At 42.9% G+C, this 17,506-nt stretch carries 14 protein-coding genes; 10 read left to right on the forward strand and 4 right to left on the reverse strand.

Features of this window, described 5'->3' with window-relative positions; translation table 11 throughout:
- The first annotated feature begins 123 nt into the window (after positions 1-123).
- The 6 genes from IEW93_RS08875 to IEW93_RS08900 all read left to right on the forward strand — a co-directional run bounded on the left by IEW93_RS08875 (position 124) and on the right by IEW93_RS08900 (position 4,413).
- The gene (locus IEW93_RS08875; RefSeq protein WP_223419030.1) at positions 124-618 is read left to right on the forward strand and encodes a ferritin family protein; all 495 of its coding nucleotides are present in this window, start codon (positions 124-126) and stop codon (positions 616-618) included.
- Positions 619-791: 173 nt separating this feature from the next.
- Positions 792-1,349, forward strand: a complete 558-nt coding sequence (locus tag IEW93_RS08880) for a BON domain-containing protein (RefSeq protein ID WP_188738977.1) — start codon at positions 792-794, stop codon at positions 1,347-1,349.
- A gap of 79 nt (positions 1,350-1,428) precedes the next feature.
- Positions 1,429-1,698, forward strand: a complete 270-nt coding sequence (locus IEW93_RS08885) for a hypothetical protein (protein ID WP_188738978.1) — start codon at positions 1,429-1,431, stop codon at positions 1,696-1,698.
- A gap of 195 nt (positions 1,699-1,893) precedes the next feature.
- A complete protein-coding gene (locus IEW93_RS08890) occupies positions 1,894-2,553 on the forward strand; it encodes a TetR/AcrR family transcriptional regulator (RefSeq protein WP_188738979.1) in 660 nt (219 codons plus the stop codon).
- Between the two features lie 110 nt (positions 2,554-2,663).
- Positions 2,664-3,227 (forward strand): NlpC/P60 family protein, encoded by a 564-nt coding sequence (locus IEW93_RS08895; protein WP_188738980.1) that lies wholly within the window; start codon positions 2,664-2,666, stop codon positions 3,225-3,227.
- A gap of 154 nt (positions 3,228-3,381) precedes the next feature.
- Positions 3,382-4,413, forward strand: coding sequence for a LacI family DNA-binding transcriptional regulator (locus IEW93_RS08900; protein WP_188738981.1), 1,032 nt, complete (start codon positions 3,382-3,384; stop codon positions 4,411-4,413).
- A 56-nt stretch (positions 4,414-4,469) separates the two neighbouring features.
- Here the strand turns inward: IEW93_RS08900 and gtfA are convergent, their stop codons facing one another.
- Positions 4,470-5,951 carry a sucrose phosphorylase gene (gtfA, locus tag IEW93_RS08905; protein WP_188738982.1) on the reverse strand — a complete coding sequence of 494 codons (1,482 nt, stop codon included), beginning with the start codon at positions 5,949-5,951 and terminating at the stop codon, positions 4,470-4,472.
- Between the two features lie 188 nt (positions 5,952-6,139).
- Here gtfA and IEW93_RS08910 point away from each other — a divergent pair, with 188 nt between their 5' ends.
- The 3 genes from IEW93_RS08910 (at position 6,140) to IEW93_RS08920 (ending at position 11,177) form a co-directional block, all read left to right on the forward strand.
- Complete coding sequence (locus tag IEW93_RS08910) at positions 6,140-7,360, forward strand: MFS transporter (RefSeq protein ID WP_188738983.1); 1,221 nt, start codon at positions 6,140-6,142, stop codon at positions 7,358-7,360.
- Between the two features lie 361 nt (positions 7,361-7,721).
- The gene (locus IEW93_RS08915) at positions 7,722-10,118 is read left to right on the forward strand and encodes a TonB-dependent receptor domain-containing protein (RefSeq protein ID WP_188738984.1); all 2,397 of its coding nucleotides are present in this window, start codon (positions 7,722-7,724) and stop codon (positions 10,116-10,118) included.
- An 81-nt stretch (positions 10,119-10,199) separates the two neighbouring features.
- Positions 10,200-11,177: a carbohydrate kinase family protein gene (locus IEW93_RS08920; protein ID WP_188738985.1), complete on the forward strand. Its 978-nt coding sequence runs from the start codon at positions 10,200-10,202 to the stop codon at positions 11,175-11,177.
- 90 nt (positions 11,178-11,267) lie between these two features.
- On the opposite strand, the gene IEW93_RS08925 is transcribed toward IEW93_RS08920, so the two are convergent.
- Together IEW93_RS08925 and IEW93_RS08930 are read right to left on the reverse strand one after the other, a co-directional pair.
- Positions 11,268-14,408, reverse strand: a complete 3,141-nt coding sequence (locus IEW93_RS08925) for an efflux RND transporter permease subunit (RefSeq protein WP_188739068.1) — start codon at positions 14,406-14,408, stop codon at positions 11,268-11,270.
- Positions 14,409-14,419: 11 nt separating this feature from the next.
- On the reverse strand, positions 14,420-15,658 hold the full coding sequence (locus IEW93_RS08930; protein ID WP_188738986.1) for an efflux RND transporter periplasmic adaptor subunit: 1,239 nt from the start codon (positions 15,656-15,658) through the stop codon (positions 14,420-14,422).
- Positions 15,659-16,055: 397 nt separating this feature from the next.
- Between IEW93_RS08930 and IEW93_RS08935 the strand changes: the two genes are divergently transcribed.
- Positions 16,056-16,676 (forward strand): TetR/AcrR family transcriptional regulator, encoded by a 621-nt coding sequence (locus tag IEW93_RS08935; protein ID WP_188738987.1) that lies wholly within the window; start codon positions 16,056-16,058, stop codon positions 16,674-16,676.
- A gap of 165 nt (positions 16,677-16,841) precedes the next feature.
- On the opposite strand, the gene IEW93_RS08940 is transcribed toward IEW93_RS08935, so the two are convergent.
- Positions 16,842-17,414 (reverse strand): type II secretion system protein, encoded by a 573-nt coding sequence (locus IEW93_RS08940; RefSeq protein ID WP_373284896.1) that lies wholly within the window; start codon positions 17,412-17,414, stop codon positions 16,842-16,844.
- Positions 17,415-17,506: the final 92 nt, after the last annotated feature.

Here is a 17,506-nt window from a genome sequence, read left to right on the forward strand (position 1 = left end):
TAATTAAACTTTGTCAATGTGTATGAATTATGCAAGTCATCATAATGACTCAATATGACATTTATTAGCAAGTTACGATACAAGCTAACAGTAAGCGTTACTCGATCGTAAGGAGATATGACATTGAATAGCAAACGAACTCACGAGGTGATGCATGACGGTAGCGACTTATGGTTAATCAATGAAGCCATCGATTTATGCCAGGCGGGGCAACAATTTTATACCCAGGCAACAGAAGGGGCTGACGACTACAATTTAAAACGGATTTTTAGGCATATGGCAGAGATCAGAAAAACGATGTTAAGCCGACTCACAGCATTGTTTAAACAAGTTGAACCGCGATACCCGCAAACAATTGAAAGTATTGATACGTTAAGGCCGTCATTGACCCCCTATTATGCCGAGGCTGAAAAAGCCATCGCGCACAACCGCATGACAAAAGCGATTAAGGTGCTGATTACCGCTGAGCAATATGTGTTAAGCCGCCTCAAGCTTGCCGCTAAGCGCGCGAATAGCCAACGTGTTACTAGGCAATTAGCAGAGAGCATTGCATCGTTGCAAATCAGTTGCGACAGCATGAAAAACTTATCACTTAACGAGTCGAGCCAATCGCCATGAAATTTTTACATCAAGTCGGTAAAAAAGTCCGAAAGTAAGTCACTATTATTGAAAGGCTTTGCACAAACATTAATAGTAAATCATTTTAAAACAGCAGCTTAAGAGTCTTGGCACAGTTCACGCACTATCTAAGGTGTAATACAGGATTAACATTAACAATGGAGAATATCTTTATGAAAAAGACGACATTATCAGTATTAACAAGCATTGTTCTTGGTTCAATGGCATTTACTGCAAACGCAGCTCAAGATTGGCAGAATGATGCAAAAGATGCATGGATTGATGGTAAAGCTGAAACCACGTTATTGTTAAACACTAACCTTAACTCTTTTGATATTAATACCGACGTAACAGACGGCAATGTAACCTTAACCGGTAAAGTAAACAGCAGCGTTGATAGGGCACTGGCTGGCGAATTAGTCAAAAGTGTTGACGGTGTCAACGAGGTTAATAACGAATTAACCGTGATGAAACAGCACCATGATAAAGACGATGACAGCGAAACGTTAGCCGAAACCTTAACCGACTCAAAAGTGGCTACTGTGGTGAAAACTCGCTTATTATTTTCAACTGACATTTCGGGTACCGAAATTGATGTTGACGTTGAAAACGGCGTAGTTACTTTAGAAGGTACAGTATCGAGTGACGCTGAACGTGATTTAGCCTTAACGATTGCTAAAAATACCGACGACGTTAAAAAGGTTGTCGATGAATTACGCATTACTGGGTAATCGTGATTGATTAGCTTATTATTAACCAGCCTTCGGGCTGGTTTTTTAATGGGGTCACTTTTAATGGGGGAGCAATGATATGCATGATGACAAAATAAGCCGTGGTTATTTGGCGCTATCATCGAGATATTTACCCGGCCTAGTTGTGGCAATGAGTGTGTTGTTAAGCGGATGCAGTAGCGTGTTATGCCAGGCACAAACAGATAAAGCGACCGATCCTTTAAGCCAATATGACCAGCAAAAACAATGTGAGCAATTGGTTAATCAACACATCGATGATGAACGTCGCCAGCAGCGTGCAGACACCCAACAACTGCTCGATGAGTCTATTAAGCAAAACACCCATTAATTATTCTCCCGCGGCTCACTCTTTGTTACTTTCTGTGTTGCTCATAGCAGTTATGAATGTGTAGCCACAACTCATTGGCCGACTTTTTTACTTAACTTGAATTCAGGTTATTTAGCTCCTTCAAGTCAACTCCCTTTACGCTAACCTCACTAATGTCTTTGCACTTTTAGTGCTTTTTAATTGCAACGAGCTCCAATGTTATCGATAAACTGGAAACAAATAGACGACTGGTCTATTTTTGTTTATCGTAGCGCCAAATTGGGAGAGCTTATGAACAAAAATACCACCAGTAAACAGTCGATTTGCGCCGTCGGTGAAAAGCTATTTGCTTTACACGGATATAGCGCAGTGGGGATTAAACTTATATTGGATGAAGTGGGCATTCCTAAAGGCTCGTTTTATCACTACTTTGCCAGTAAAGAAGCCTTTGCCGCTGAAGTCGCGCAATATTATTTTGACCAACGTATCGCACCGATAGCCATGGATCTTAATGCTAACTTTAAAACTAACGTTACAGTGGTATTGAGTGGCTACCATCAACTTATCGACTTTTTGTTTAGCGACAGCCAACCCCGTGGGTGCTTATTGGGCAACTTAATGGTTGAAGTGAATCCGCAGATGACCTTGTTACATCAGACACTGAATCAACTGTTTGACCAGTGGTTGAGTCTGTTTAACGCGCTTATTGAACAAGGGCAGCAGCAAGGGTTTATTAAAAAAGACATGAGCGCGAGTGTGTTGTCGAACATTTTTTGGTCAAATTGGCAAGGGACTATGCTACGCTGTCAAATTAAAGCGGATAAAACTGCAGCAAAACGTTCAATTGTGCAATGTATGCAGCTGATTACCCGTTAAATTAAGTTACTAAATACCGTTATAACATCTGTTATGGCGTATTTTTATTGTGTAATTGTTTAAAGATCTTTATATTTCGGTGATTTTTTCGGGTCTTGGAGTGGGTCGAATTGGCTAAAAGAATAGTATTTGCTTGTTTAGTGGTGTTGCTGTCTGCGTGCGCGTCTAATCCACCTGTTGTGGTTGCCCCAAAACCTGTGGTGGTTCCACCAGTAATTGAACCTGAACCGCCTAAGTGGAGCGAGTCAAGCTTACTCAGTTTTCATGACCAATGGAAAGGCACGCCGTATCGGTTAGGAGGCTTAAGCCGTAACGGTATTGATTGCTCTGGTTTTGTGTATTTAGCCTATCTTGATATTGTGGGTGAAAAGTTACCTCGCTCAGTCAATGCACAACGGATTTTAGGGAAAGAAGTCCCTAGGCATCAGCTTGATATTGGTGATTTGGTGTTTTTTAAAACTGGCCGCACGACCCGTCATGTGGGGATTTACATGGGCCAGGATAAGTTTTTACATGCCTCGACCAAAAAAGGCGTGAAAATATCTAGCTTAAATAATGTCTATTGGAAGCCGCGTTATTGGTTTGCAAAACGTTTAACAAATCCGACAGAGCAGCAAAATATGTCACTAGCCAGTTTGGTTAACTACGCTCAACAATACAATCTACAAGATTAACCCTTAATCTTTGCCTATTTCGTGCCCTGAGTTTTATTTGGGCACGTCTTATCCTCATTGTTACTTTGCTTTGATTGTTTTCGGTGTCTGTCATCGGTATATTCATAGTACTTATTGCTCATAGAGAGCGTCGTAACGACTTGAGTGGACCCGCATGTCAGAGTCTAAGCATTGGACCTTAAAAAGTATTGCTAAACAATTAGGCGTGTCGAATGCGACAGTGTCTAATGCGTTTAATCGCCCAGACCAACTCTCAGAAAAACGTCGCACAGAGATTTTAGCGGCTTGTAAAGAACTAGGGTATTTTGGCCCAAACAAAGCAGCACAGTCTTTAAGGCGTGGCAAGTTTGATACAGTGGCACTGGTGTTGTCGGACAGTATTGAGTACATGGTGTCTGATCCTGTTGCAAGCCGATTTATGAAAGGCGTTGCCGCTGTTTTTGAGCAACATAAAATTAATCTATTATTGTTTTCAGGCAGTGCCGACAGTGTAAATAGCATTAATGATTTTGTTGATGGTTTTATTTGTTATGGCCGCCCACGAAATCGTTTGCTGGCCGAACAGTTAAAAAAAATTCGTAAAAAAGTTGTTACTGTCGACTTTAATATTCACCGCAGCGCGTCTGTGAGTATTGATAACAAAGCCGGTGCCTATGAGGTTGCAAAACTGGCAATTAAGTCGCCAAATGACCATGTTGCAATTCTTGGTCTACGCTTGCTAGACACCCATTTAACCTGTCGTGTTTATGATATTCATTCGATGGAGATCGACACATCTGTTGCACATCAACGCCTGCAAGGTTATTTGGATGCAATTAGTGATACAGGCGTTAAATTAGGTGATGATCGTATTTGGAATATTCCTGAAAGCAACTCTGATTTTGCCAGTATTGCAGCCAAAGAGGCATTAAATAGTGTTCCTCGGCCTAACGTATTCTTGTGTATGAGTGACTTAATCGCCTTGAGCTTAATGCGCGAAGCGATACAACAAGGAATACGGATCCCTGAAGATATTCGCGTGGTGGGTTTTGATGGCATTGATGAGGCCGCACGAATGTTGCCGGCGCTAACGACGGTTTACCAACATTCTGAACAAAAAGGGCGTAAAGCCGCTGAAATGTTTATTGCCGATGCCCATCATGCAGAATTATTGGGGTATGAGTTGTCGATAGGTGGCAGTTGTTGATGTAATGCGTTGTAAACATAAGAATCAGGCGCTATTGGCGCCTGATTTTTTACAATTTAAGCACTGTGTTTTTTCAGTAAATCAGCAATCACAATGTCAGTTGTTTGTTGTGCTTCCACAATATTGATTCTTGCTTGTTTGGTTGCAAAATCGACAGTAAGCGTGGCTTTGCTGTCGTTTAAACTCCATGTTAGCTCAAGCTGGTTATCTTGATTGTGCATACTAAACTCGCCATTAAATGCCTTAATGGTATTGCGAAGCGTAATCAGTTCACACAGTGCTTTTACAACAGGCTTTTGCATAGACTGCTGAATATCGCTCACCTGCAAATAAGGACGATTAATATCGCGACCTACCTTGGTATTGTTGAGTAATTCCATGGCATTGGGTTCTGCAAGTAAGCCTGTGTAGTAAACCTGTGGAATACCCGGGGCAAAAAACTGTACACTGCGTGCAATCAGGTAGTCTATGTCATTTTGTCCTAAAGCATCATAATAAGTGCAGTTGACTTGGTATAAGTCAACGTTGCTTGCTGCCGCCCCTGTTGCCTGCAAGCTTTCGCCGTTGCTGTTGCGGTGGATACTATTGACTAAATTATCTATTTCAGCTGGCGTTAATAAACCTGCTTTATTGCCAACAGGACCCGCATCGATAATACCAATGCCATCGTGAGTGTCTAATACCGTCACGCAGTTACGCGGGGCAATGGATAGCCAATGGCTTAACGCGCTTGAGTCATGGCTAAACAAGCTGTGTAAAAGTAGCGGTGGTAATGCAAAGTCGTACACCATGTCTACACGTTTAGCGATGTCGATTTGCGTCATATAATGAGAATGAATTTCTGCCAATGTGGTCATGCCAAGGCTATTGGCCTTTTTGGCTAATTCATCTACAAATGCAAAAGATTCATCAATCATAAAGCAACTGGTACCCGGTTTTTTAATCGCGTAGCCTGCGGCATCAAGTCTAATTAGATTCACTTTACTTTCGTGAAAGCGCATTAATACATTATTGAGGTGGGCTTTTCCTGCCTCGGTGTGAACATTAATGTCTATTTGGTTTGATGTAAATGTTGTCCAAAATTCTGCTTCAGTGCCATCAGCAAGTTGGTATGTTGTGAAGCAACTCCCTGGACGTGGACGATAAATTTTTGCCTGGTCTTCAGCACTTAACCCATTGGGGAATACGCTTTCTTTGGTTAAGAACAAATCCCAATATGGTGATTGCTTACCCTTGGCTAACACGTCTTTAAACTCAGTTGATTCGGCAGACATATGGTTAACAATTAAGTCGGCCATAATATCGTATTGCTCACCAATTGCTTTTACGTCGTTCCAATCCCCTAGACGCGCATCGACTTTGCTGTGGTCAATGGGATCAAATCCGGCATCGCTTCCGTCTATTGGGTAATAAAATGGCAATAAATGCACGCCACCAAAAAGATCGTGTAGTTCTGTGTTCAGAACCTGTTTGAGTCCTTTTAAGTCTGAGTGCGCGATACGGTCTACGTATGTAATCAGCTGAACATTATTTTTCATTTTGGTGACTCTTAAAGTAAATTTATAAAAAAAACTTAATCGATTAAGTTGTATATTTAACCAAGATGAAACATTATTCAAGGGCTTTGTTTAAAATTGAGTTCGTTTTCTGTGGGAGAAGACGGATGAGAATGAGGTTGTTGACTCAAAAAACCACAAATAAAGTTTATAACAATAAGGTGGATAGTATGACTAGTACGTTGAATACACATGAAAATAGAGACGACTCTAGGATCAGAATGCTGACATATTTGATGTTTTTTATGTTTGCAATGACCTCAGATGCTGTTGGGGTGATTATTCCGGAATTAATTACAACGTTTGATTTATCGATGTCACAGGCAAGTGCATTTCATTATATGCCGATGCTTTTTATTGCATTAAGCGGTCTCTTTTTGGGCTTTTTAGCCGATAAACTAGGGCGTAAGGCTACGATTTTAATTGGCTTACTATTGTTTGCTCTAGCGAGTTTTATGTTTGCTCTGGGCGAATCGTTTTATTATTTTTTGTTTTTATTGGCGTTAGTCGGGATTGCCATTGGTGTATTTAAAACAGGAGCGCTTGGGCTGATTGGCGATATTTCGACGAGTTCAAAACAGCACTCAAGTACCATGAATACCGTTGAAGGCTTTTTTGGTGTGGGTGCAATGGTGGGGCCTGCCATTGTGAGTTATTTACTCATTACAGGCGTGTCATGGAAATATCTTTATTTTGGTGCGGGGGTGTTTTGCTTGGTATTGTGTTGGTTAGCTTATCGAGCGCCATACCCACAACTTAAGCGCACATCGACTCAAGAAATTAACCTTGCCAGTACCTTTAAAATGATGAAAAACCCTTATGCATTAGGGTATTCGCTTGCAATTGGGTTGTATGTTGCAACTGAGGTGGCCATTTATGTGTGGATGCCGACATTGCTGCTTAATTATGAAGGTGATTTAGTGTTAATTGCCACCTATGCACTTACCATCTTTTTTACCTTACGGGCAATTGGTCGCTTTTTGGGGGGCTGGATACTTAATCGGTTTAGTTGGCAGCAAGTGATGTTTTGGTTTAGCTTGGCGATCAGCTTATGTTATTTAGGCGCCATGATTTATGGTATTGCTGCTGCGGTTATTTTGCTGCCATTGTCAGGATTATTTATGTCAATGATTTACCCAACATTAAACTCTAAGGGGATCAGCTGTTTCCCTGTTGAACAGCATGGTTCCGTGGCGGGTGTTATTTTGTTTTTTACCGCACTATCTGCTGCGTTAGGTCCATTGCTAATGGGGTTTGTGGGCGATATTTTTGGTCACGTTAAATATGGTTTCTATCTTGCCACTGGTTTTGCATTTTTGTTGTGCTTAATGGCTATTTATAACCTGTTTAAAGACCCTTCTGGTCATCTCTTATCTACTAATGTTGAATAATTACCTCGAATGTTAAATTTATATTTAATTTAATAAACATTAACTTAAGTAAAAAAATAGTATTTAGCTGTTAATTGAACATAAATTGTACTTGCAATTTACAGTTTAGTTGCTAAATTGTATCTTAATCGATTAAGTTGATTTTTGGGTAACGTGTAAACGGGTTGGTTTGGGGTTAATTAATAGGTTGATCTCAAACACGAGAGTAGCGTTTTTGCATTTGATGAAGTGAGCTAGGTTTGCTAGTAAGCTAGTCTCACGAAATAACCAAACAGACTTAATAGATTGATATAAAAGATAAAGACGATGTTGTTATGGGGAGATTAGACAACATCAATATACTCTATGTGGGGACATAAAAATGATAAATAGCACATCGACAAAGTTTGTATTAAGTACGCTTGCTGTGATGGTTAGCTCAAGCCTTTGGGCGGCTGACGCTGAAACGGCTGACACACAAAAAGATGCCATTGGTTTGGAACGTATCACTGTAACGGGGGTTGCTCGTGGTACCCGAGTTATGGACTCGAGCGTGTCAGTGAGTAGTGTATCTCCAGACGATTTGGCCATCAGCTCTCCGCGCTCGTCGGCTGAAGCGTTTCGTATTATTCCGGGCATGAAAGTTGAGTCTACTGGTGGTGAGGGCAATGCAAACATCGCGGTTCGCGGTTTACCTGTTGCTTCTGGTGGTGCTAAATTTTTACAAATCCAAGAAGATGGTTTACCTATTTTGCAGTTTGGCGATATAGCCTTTGGTAACGCTGATATATTTTTACGTATTGATTCAACAACACAAACTATCGAATCAATCCGTGGCGGTTCAGCGTCAACTGCTGCCAGTAACGCGCCTGGTGGCATTATTAACGTAATCAGCAAAACGGGTACCAGCGACGCAGGTAGTGTTTCATCTACTGTAGGGTTAGATTACGACACGTTACGCACTGATTTTGAATATGGCGCAAGCATTAACGATTCAATGCGTTTCCATATTGGTGGTTTTGTGCGTACTGGTGATGGCCCGCGTGATCCAGGCTACACGGCTAACAAAGGCGGCCAGATTAAAGCTAATATTACAAAAGAGTTTGACAGTGGTTATGTCCGTTTATACTTCAAACATTTAGATGATAAGAGCATTGGTTATTTACCTATGCCAATGTACTCAGATGGAAGTTCAATTAGCGGCTTTGATTCTAAATCAGATACTGTTCACTCAGCTAATTTGTTATCAACGCTTCGGTTAGATGCCGATGGCAATATCAGTCGTGGCGACATGCGTGATGGCATGAATCCTATTGTCAACTCTGTGGGTTTAGAGGCGTCATTTGATTTAGGCGATGATTGGTTGGTTGAAAACCGTTTCCGTGTATCTGACGTTAGCGGCAACTTTATGTCGTTGATCCCTGCCGAAGTCGGAAGCAGCTCTAGTATTGCTGACAGTATCGGTGGTGCAGGTTCACAGTTACTTTACGCTAATGGCGCTAATGCTGGTGAGGTTTTTCAAAGCGACTTAGCGATGCGAGTTCACTCATTCGACGTGACCATGAATGATTTTGGTTCGATTGTGAATGATATGAAGCTAACCAAAAGTTTTGATGATTCTGACGTGACATTTGGTTTTTATACCGCCACGCAAAATATCAATATGACCTGGATGTGGAACTCATACTTAATGGAAGTAAAAGGTGATAATGCCGCACTTCTTGATGTGGTTGCTGCTGACGGCACGTCATATTCTGACAACGGTTTGTACGCTTACGGCGTGCCATATTGGGGCAACTGTTGCCAACGTAATTACGATTCTGACTACACCATTAAAGCACCGTACATTGCAGCATCAACTAAGTTTGGTGACTTATCATTAGATGGTAGCTTGCGTTATGACTCTGGTGATGCAAGTGGCTATTACGCTGGTAGCGTTCAGTCTCAGGTTGACATGAACCGTGACGGTACTATTTCTCAGCCAGAACTGAGCGTATCGTCAATCGATAATGCGGACCCGCAATTGGTAAATTACGATTGGGGCTACATGTCTTACTCATTAGGTGCTAACTATCAAATCTCTGAAGATTTAGCCGCATTTGGTCGTATCAGTCATGGCGGTCGTGCTAATGCTGACCGTTTGCTATTTGGTAAAGTGCGCGCCGATGGCTCTGTTGCAGATGAAGACTCTGTCGACGAAGTTGACCAGTATGAAATGGGTGTTAAATATCGCTATGACAGTTTGTCAGTGTTTGCGACTGCGTTTTATTCTGAAACCGAAGAGCAAAACTTTGAAGCGACTAGCCAAAACTTTTTTGACCGTAAATATGAGGCAAAAGGGCTTGAGTTAGAAGGGGCTTACTACGTTGGCGATTTTGATTTTCGCGGTAACGTAACCTGGACAGATGCTGAAATTGTGGCGGATGCATTAAATCCTGATGTTGTGGGCAATACGCCACGTCGTCAAGCAGACTTTATTTACTCGCTAATGGGTCGCTATAACTTTGATAAAGGTTCTGTTGGCGTCAACTTGATTGGTACAACTGACACCTATGCACAAGATAATAACGACCTTGAATTTGACGGTTACACTCAGGTAAATGCCTTTGCATCTTATCAGTTAACTGATGCGCTTTCGCTAGCATTAAACGTTAACAACTTGTTCGATACTGTGGGTATTACTGAAGCTGAAGAGGGTTCAATTCCTGATAACAATATTATCAGAGCACGAACCATCAATGGCCGTACAACTACCGCTACAGTTAAGTATGAGTTTTAACTGCTGACATAGTCTGCAACATTGATAATTAATCCCCTGTTAACAAGCCCATGAAAATGGGCTTTTTTTTTGGAAACAAATATGACGACATTATTGAGTTTTGGTGAAGTGCTGGTTGATTTACTGCCTGTTGATGATCAGCCATTAATGCACCAGCCTATCGCGGGTGGCGCGCCAGCAAACGTGGCAGTAGGGTACGCCAAATTAGGTGGTCGCAGCTATTTTGCTGGTGGCATCAGTGACGATGAGTATGGGCACATGTTAACGCGAGAATTGGCTGGGCATGGGGTCGATGTCAGTCATTTAGCATTAGTGCCCAATGCAGCAACGGCCACAGTGCTGGTAAATTTGGATGCTAATGGCGAGCGTTCATTTAGCTTTAATCGTCAAGATACGGCAGATATGCTTTATAGCGCGGCTCATTTTGATTCCTTAAATTGGTCTGTGGTTGATATATTCCATTTGTGCTCAAACACCTTTACAGAGGCCGCTATTTTTAACAGTAGCATGCATGGAGTAAAAACAGCTTATGCCCAGAAAAAGCTAATCAGTTTTGATGTTAACTTACGCTTGTCTTTATGGGCAGATGTTAACTTATTGGCCGGCCGCGTTGAGCAGTGCTTACCGTATACACATGTTCTTAAAATGAGCCATGAGGAAGCCGTATTTTTGGCTGGAGCTCGTGGTGTTGATGTTGAAGAGTACTTACAGCATTGCTTACACCAGGGGGTAACCCTAATTTTAATCACAAATGGCCCAGAGCCAGTGCGCTGTTTCAGTCAGGCGTTTTCTTTTGAAGTGGCCGTTCCGTGCATTCAACCGGTAGATACCACCGCGGCAGGCGACAGTTTTGTAGCTGGACTATTGTGGCAGCTAGGTGAATCTTTTGAGCATGCGAGTGCGGGTGATTATGGTAATGTGACTGAGGTATTATCTAGCCGGGCAGTAGTGGAGCATGCTGTTAAATTTGCGATAAAATGTGGTGCAATGACCTGCAGTGTTAAGGGGGCGTTTCCTGCGTTACCTAGCCTAGTTGAACTGATTAAGTCTGAAAAGTAATTGCTTCGCAATTGATAAAAAAGAGGTAATCCTTGCGGCTTACCTCTTTGCTGTTTAAATAACCTGAAGTATGAATAACTCAGTTGTAGGCTAGTCTGCTTCGACTGTTTTAGCGCGTTTTGCTAAGGCGTAGTAAAACAGTGGTGTGAGCAGTAGACCAAATATGGTCACACCAATCATACCGGCAAACACTGCTACACCAATGGCTTGACGCATTTCTGCCCCTGGGCCACTTGAGAACACCATAGGCACTACACCCATAATAAAGGCGATAGATGTCATTAAAATGGGGCGTAAACGTAAGCGGCCAGCCTCAAGAATGGCTTGTAACGGCTCCATGCCTTTGTCTTGCAGCTCTTTAGCAAACTCAACAATTAAGATGGCATTTTTGGTTGCCAGCCCCACCAAAACAATCAGTCCGATTTGGGTAAAGATGTTGTTGTCGCCGCCGTATATTAATACGCCACTGATTGCCGACAGAATCGTCATCGGAATAATTAAGATAATCGCCAACGGTAAACTTAAGCTTTCGTACTGTGCGGCTAATACCATAAACACTAATAAAATGATTAATGGGAAGATATACACGCCTGCATTACCGGCCAATATTTGCTGGTAAGTAATTTCAGTCCATTCGTAAGTCATGCCGTTTGGTAAGGTTTCGGCCAGGATTTTTTCAATCGCAGCTTGTGCCTCGCCACTACTAAAACCAGGTGCTGCACCGCCATTAAGCTCGGCAGTGGTAAAGCCGTTGTAGTGCATAACGCGATCTGGACCTGCCACATTGGCCACGTTAATAAATGAGCCAATAGGCACCATTTCACCCTGGTTGTTGCGTACCTTGAGCTGAGCTATTTGCTCTGGTGTTTGTCTAAACTGCTCGTCTGCTTGCACGTTAACCTGGTATGTGCGGCCAAACTGGTTAAAGTCGTTGGCGTAAACCGACCCCATATAACCTTGTAGCGTGGCAAACAATTCGTCTAACGACACGGCTTGTTGCTTGGCTTTGGTGCGGTCAACTTCTACTTCAAGTTGTGGCACATTAACCTGATAACTTGAGAACACACCAGCTAATTCTGGCGTTGCCCAAGCTTTTTGCATGACCTGCATGGTCACTTTATACAGCTCATCGTAGCCGTGGTTTGCCCGGTCTTGAATTTGCAATCTAAAACCACCGATTGTGCCTAAACCTTGTACCGGAGGTGGTGGAAAAATCGCAATAAATGCACCATCAATGGCGGCAAACTTTTGGTTTAACGCGGCGGCAATAGCCCCAGCTGAAAGCGATGGATCTTTACGGTCGGCAAAGTCATCTAGCGGGGTAAACAAAATTGCGCTGTTAGTGCTGTTAGTAAAGCCGTTAATGCTTAAGCCTGGAAACGCCACTGCATGTGCGACTCCCGGTTGCTCTAGCGCAATGGATGACATTTGCTTCACGATGGCTTCGGTGCGATCAAGCGATGCTGCGTCGGGTAATTGTGCAAAGGCAATTAAGTATTGTTTGTCTTGCCCTGGTACGTAACCTGTTGGTGTGCTTGCAAATTGTAAACCTGTTACGCCGACTAAGCCGACATACAACACACCCACAACAACACCAAAGCGAGTCACTTTTTTCACGACCCAGCCGTAACCGTCAGACAGTTTTGCAAAGAAACGGTTAAACGGGGCAAATAACCAACCACCCAGCATTTTGTCCATGCCACGGGTAAGGAAGTCTTGCTTGTCGTGATGACTCTTAAGTAACAATGCCGATAACGCAGGGCTTAAGGTCAACGAGTTTATCGCCGAAATAAAGGTCGAAATGGTAATGGTCAAGGCAAACTGTTTATAAAATTGGCCGGTTAAACCTGACATAAATGCCGTTGGAATAAATACCGCGGCCAATACTAAGGTAGTGGCGATAATGGGGCCGGTCACTTCTTTCATGGCTTTTTGTGTTGCCGCTAAAGGTGATAAGCCTTCTTCGATATTACGCTCAACGTTTTCCACCACAACAATAGCGTCGTCGACCACAATACCAATGGCCAATACTAAGCCAAATAATGACAAGGCATTAAGCGAGAAGCCCATCAAGTGCATAAAGGCAAAGGTACCCACAAGTGATACAGGTACTGCCACTAATGGAATAATTGAGGCGCGCCAGGTTTGTAAAAACAACACCACCACTAATACCACCAGTAAAATGGCTTCTAGTAAGGTTTTTACCACAGCTTCAATCGAGCCGCGTACGAATACCGTTGGGTCGTAAACGATGTCGTAGGTTAAGCCTTCTGGGAAGGTGGCTGATATTTCTTTCATTTTGGCGCGAACGTCATCAGAAATCTGAATCGCGTTAGAGCCAGATGCTTGGAACACAGGTAGTGCCGCAGCATCTTTATTGTCTAGCATTGAACGCAGTGCATAAGTTGATGCGCCTAGTTCAACACGTGCAACATCTTTTAAGCGGGTGATTTGGCCTTGAGAGCCCACTTTAACAATAATGTTTTCAAATTCTTCAACGTTGGCCAAACGGCCTTTTACATTGATAAGCAGTTGGAAATCACTGTCGCCACTAGGCTGTGCGCCTAAGCTACCTGCGGCTGCTTGTTGGTTTTGCTCACGAATGGCCGCAACTACATCGCTAGGTGACAAACCTATTGCGGCCACTTTATTCGGGTCTAACCACACACGCATGCTGTAGTCGCCGGCGCCAAATACTCGCACCGCGCCCACGCCTTCAATACGGGCAAGTTCGTCTTTAACTTTTAACACCGCATAGTTAGACAGGTACAGCATGTCATAACGATTGTCGGGCGAGGTTAAATGCACCACCATGGTTAAGTCTGGTGATGATTTTTCGGTCACAATCCCTAAACGTTGTACTTCTTCTGGTAAACGCGGTTTTGCACGTTCAACTCGGCTTTGTACCTGGGTTTGTGCTAAATCAACATCGGTACCAATGGCAAAGGTGACCGTTAATGTCATGCGGCCATCAGAGGTGGCTTGAGATGACATGTAAAGCATGTTCTCAACGCCGTTGATCTCTTGTTCTAATGGTGATGCGACGGTTTCTGCGATCACTTTTGGGTTGGCACCAGGGTAGTTTGCAGTCACTACGACCGTTGGCGGTACCACTTCTGGGTATTCGGTGATCGGTAATTGCCAAACTGCCAGTGCGCCCGCGATAAAAAACAATAGCGACAGCACTGCGGCAAAAATCGGTCTTTTAATAAAAAATTGCGACAACATGATAGGGGTATTCCTTAGCCTTGAGTTGCTTCATCAGCAATTTGTGCTGTAAGCGGCTGATTATCAAATAGTAACTGTGCTTGATGCAGCGCTTCTATTTGGCTGCTATCGGCCATATCGGTCAATTTAGGGGTAATGGTTACGTTAGGACGCACTTTTTGCAGGCTGTTAACCACAATTTTGTCGTCTGGTTGTAAGCCGTTAGTAATAATGCGTAAACCGTGAATTTTTTCGCCTAAGGTTACACCGCGGTATTCAAGGGTGTTTTGCTCGTTTACCACTAAAACGTATTTATTGCTTAGGTCGGTAAAAATGGCTTTGTCGTCAACCAAAATACCTTGATAAGACGCGCTGCCTGCAATGCTAATACGTGCAAATAAGCCCGGCATTAACATGTTGTTTGGGTTGGCGAAGCTGGCTCGTACACGAATAGTACCGGTTTGTTGGTTAACGGCGTTATCAACAAAGTCGATCACACCCTGGTGGGTAAACTCGGTTTCATTGGCGAGAGCCATTAATACTGTGTTGTTACCTGAGCGTGGATCCTGGCGCTTATTTTCGCCCGATAACGAAGCATATTTAAGGTACGTTTGCTCGTCGATATCAAAGTAGGCATGCATATTTGCCGTTGAAACCAAGCTGGTGAGTTGGGTTTGTCCCGCTGTTACATAGTTACCTGCGGTTTCGTTGGCGTAAGACACGCGGCCAGAAATGGGCGCGGTAACCTGAGCGTATTCAAGGTTTAATTTTGCGCTGGTTAATGCCGCTTTTACCGATGCTACAGCTGCAGCGGTTTGATGCATTGTGCTACGGCGAGTGTCAATTAGCTCTTCAGACACGGCTTGTTGACTAAACAATTTATTGGCACGGTCAAAGTCGTTTTTAGCCAGTTCATGTGCCGATTTTGCACTGGTGAGTTCAGCTTGAAGACGCTCCACTTCTGCAGTAAAGACTTTGGCGTCAATGGTAAACAGCACATCGCCTTTGTTTACGAGTGCACCTTCTGTAAAGTTTACCGACTCAATGTAACCCGATACGCGCGGTACTAGGGTGACTTCTTCTGGCGCTTGTAGGCGTCCGGTAAATTGATCCCATTCGGTAATGCGCTCGTGCAATACGTTAGCAACATTCACTTCAGGGGCGGCAGGTGCAGCACCAGCTTGTTGTGCTGCAGGTTGTTGCCCACAAGCCACTAGCAGTACTGCCGTTAGGCTGACTAACAAAGTAGATTGAATTGATTTAAACATAGTCATGTTGCTGTCCTCTAATCAATAGCGTTTATGTCATTTAACAGGCTATTGGTTGCGTTACTTTTTTGTCTGTGGCTAGGTTTTTGTACCGACTGGTATAAATTGTTCTGTACCGAACGGTAATATATAGATTAAAATACCCCTGTCAATGTATTTTGTACCGATGGGTATTAAATTATTTTGACCAGACATTCATTTAGTGTGAAGATGAGTCATTGCGCAGAAAGTGATGTGTTTTGCAGCAGAACGACAATGTTGATGAATCACTCATTTTGTGATTACTCTGCAAACAATGAATACGACTTGTGGTTTAATAATGCGCTATGAAATGCCCCAAAAGTGAGTATCTTAAGTCAATGTTAAGATCATCAGGGGTTCGTTAATATATGAGGTACGACTTATGACAACATCAAAAGCCGCTTGTGTTGGTCGCCCACGTGGGTTCGATATCGACTTGGCGTTAGAGCAAGCGCTTAATGTGTTTTGGCGTAATGGTTACGAAGGGACTTCTTTAAACGAACTCACTGAAGCTATGGGCATTAAAAAGCCCAGTCTTTATGCTGCCTTTGGTAATAAAGAACAGTTATTTTTTAAAGCCATCGACTTATATGAAAATCGACCAGACTCGCTATTTAATATTGCGTTTCAGCACGAGCATGTTGCCGATGTTATTCGTGGATTATTACTTGGTGCAGCAACTCAATTTACCGACTGTAGCCATCCACAAGGTTGTGCGCTCATTAACAGTACCCTGTCATGCAGTGAGGCGAGTGAGTCAATTAAGCAAACAGTATTAGCGCGTAAAGCCAAACATAAACAGCGGTTAGTGGACCGATTTACGCAAGCGAAAACCAGCGGCGAATTACAAGCCGATTGTGAGCCAGAGGTATTGGCAAGTTTGATGACCACCTTGTTTCAGGGATTTTCGATGCAGGCGTCTGAAGGTGCAAGTGTTGATGAGTTGCAACAGGTTGCTGCCATGGCTGCTGAAGGTATTTTAACGGTTTGCGTTAAGCGTTAATGTTTTATAAGTTTTCAGCTTTAAACGTCTAAAGCTTTAAACGTCTATAAGGCTTAAACGTAAGCATGGTTGTAAACTCAACATAAGCATTGGAACTGATACTGCACGAGTCATGGCTGGCAGTATCAATGCTTAAGCTTTTTGTGGTTCAATATTGCGGGGAGATTAACAGCCGCTGGTGGTTAGGCTGTAAAAGGCAGGTTCAGTTTTAGATGAGTCAACGTTGTAAAGCAAATTGCAGCTGTCAAAGGTAGCAAATCCTTTCGGTACAATGTACATAGATTTTCCGCCAGATACGTTGAATATTCCCCAATCTGCGGTAATCGTATCATTTGCATTAACCATTACTTCAAATGATCCATCAAGCACTAATGCCACATTAGCCCCAAGAGGCGTTATGTATCCTACAGTTGTACTCACAGCACTAGCATTCAATGTCACCGAACCTGGCTCGAGTTTTTCTTGACCAGCCAATACGGCTTTTGAATACACCAAGGTATTAGCCGACTTTAATGCACCTTGTAAGCCATTTAAATTGGCAATGACCGCATCACTTTTTAAGTTTATAAACTTCGGCGCGGCCACTACCGCTAAAATTCCTAAAATAATAATCACTACCACTAATTCAATGAGGGTAAAGCCGTGTTGTTGTTTTTGCATAGTAAAATCCAATGTTTGATAGCTGCGGTCAGTATAAATAGTCGCTTGGCTGATGTCATTGTTTGAGGAGGTTTGCATTTATGGGGCTGCAATTTTGTGATGTCGATGTTTTTTGGTAGATTAGCCATCTATAACAGCATTACTGATTTAACCTCAACGCAAACCGAGGT

It is taken from the genome of Shewanella inventionis, from assembly GCF_014641855.1.
Taxonomy (GTDB): domain Bacteria; phylum Pseudomonadota; class Gammaproteobacteria; order Enterobacterales; family Shewanellaceae; genus Shewanella; species Shewanella inventionis.

Bases quoted from the DNA above. Each gene is read 5' to 3' on its own strand.
- IEW93_RS08900 (WP_188738981.1), top strand. From the start codon at position 3,382: ATGTCAGAGTCTAAGCATTGGACCTTAAAAAGTATTGCTAAACAATTA.
- IEW93_RS08885 (WP_188738978.1), top strand. From the start codon at position 1,429: ATGCATGATGACAAAATAAGCCGTGGTTATTTGGCGCTATCATCGAGA.
- IEW93_RS08880 (WP_188738977.1), top strand. From the start codon at position 792: ATGAAAAAGACGACATTATCAGTATTAACAAGCATTGTTCTTGGTTCA.
- IEW93_RS08890 (WP_188738979.1), top strand. From the start codon at position 1,894: ATGTTATCGATAAACTGGAAACAAATAGACGACTGGTCTATTTTTGTT.
- IEW93_RS08920 (WP_188738985.1), top strand. From the start codon at position 10,200: ATGACGACATTATTGAGTTTTGGTGAAGTGCTGGTTGATTTACTGCCT.
- IEW93_RS08915 (WP_188738984.1), top strand. From the start codon at position 7,722: ATGATAAATAGCACATCGACAAAGTTTGTATTAAGTACGCTTGCTGTG.
- IEW93_RS08930 (WP_188738986.1), bottom strand. From the start codon at position 15,658: ATGACTATGTTTAAATCAATTCAATCTACTTTGTTAGTCAGCCTAACG.
- IEW93_RS08910 (WP_188738983.1), top strand. From the start codon at position 6,140: ATGACTAGTACGTTGAATACACATGAAAATAGAGACGACTCTAGGATC.
- gtfA (WP_188738982.1), bottom strand. From the start codon at position 5,951: ATGAAAAATAATGTTCAGCTGATTACATACGTAGACCGTATCGCGCAC.
- IEW93_RS08940 (WP_373284896.1), bottom strand. From the start codon at position 17,414: ATGCAAACCTCCTCAAACAATGACATCAGCCAAGCGACTATTTATACT.
- IEW93_RS08935 (WP_188738987.1), top strand. From the start codon at position 16,056: ATGACAACATCAAAAGCCGCTTGTGTTGGTCGCCCACGTGGGTTCGAT.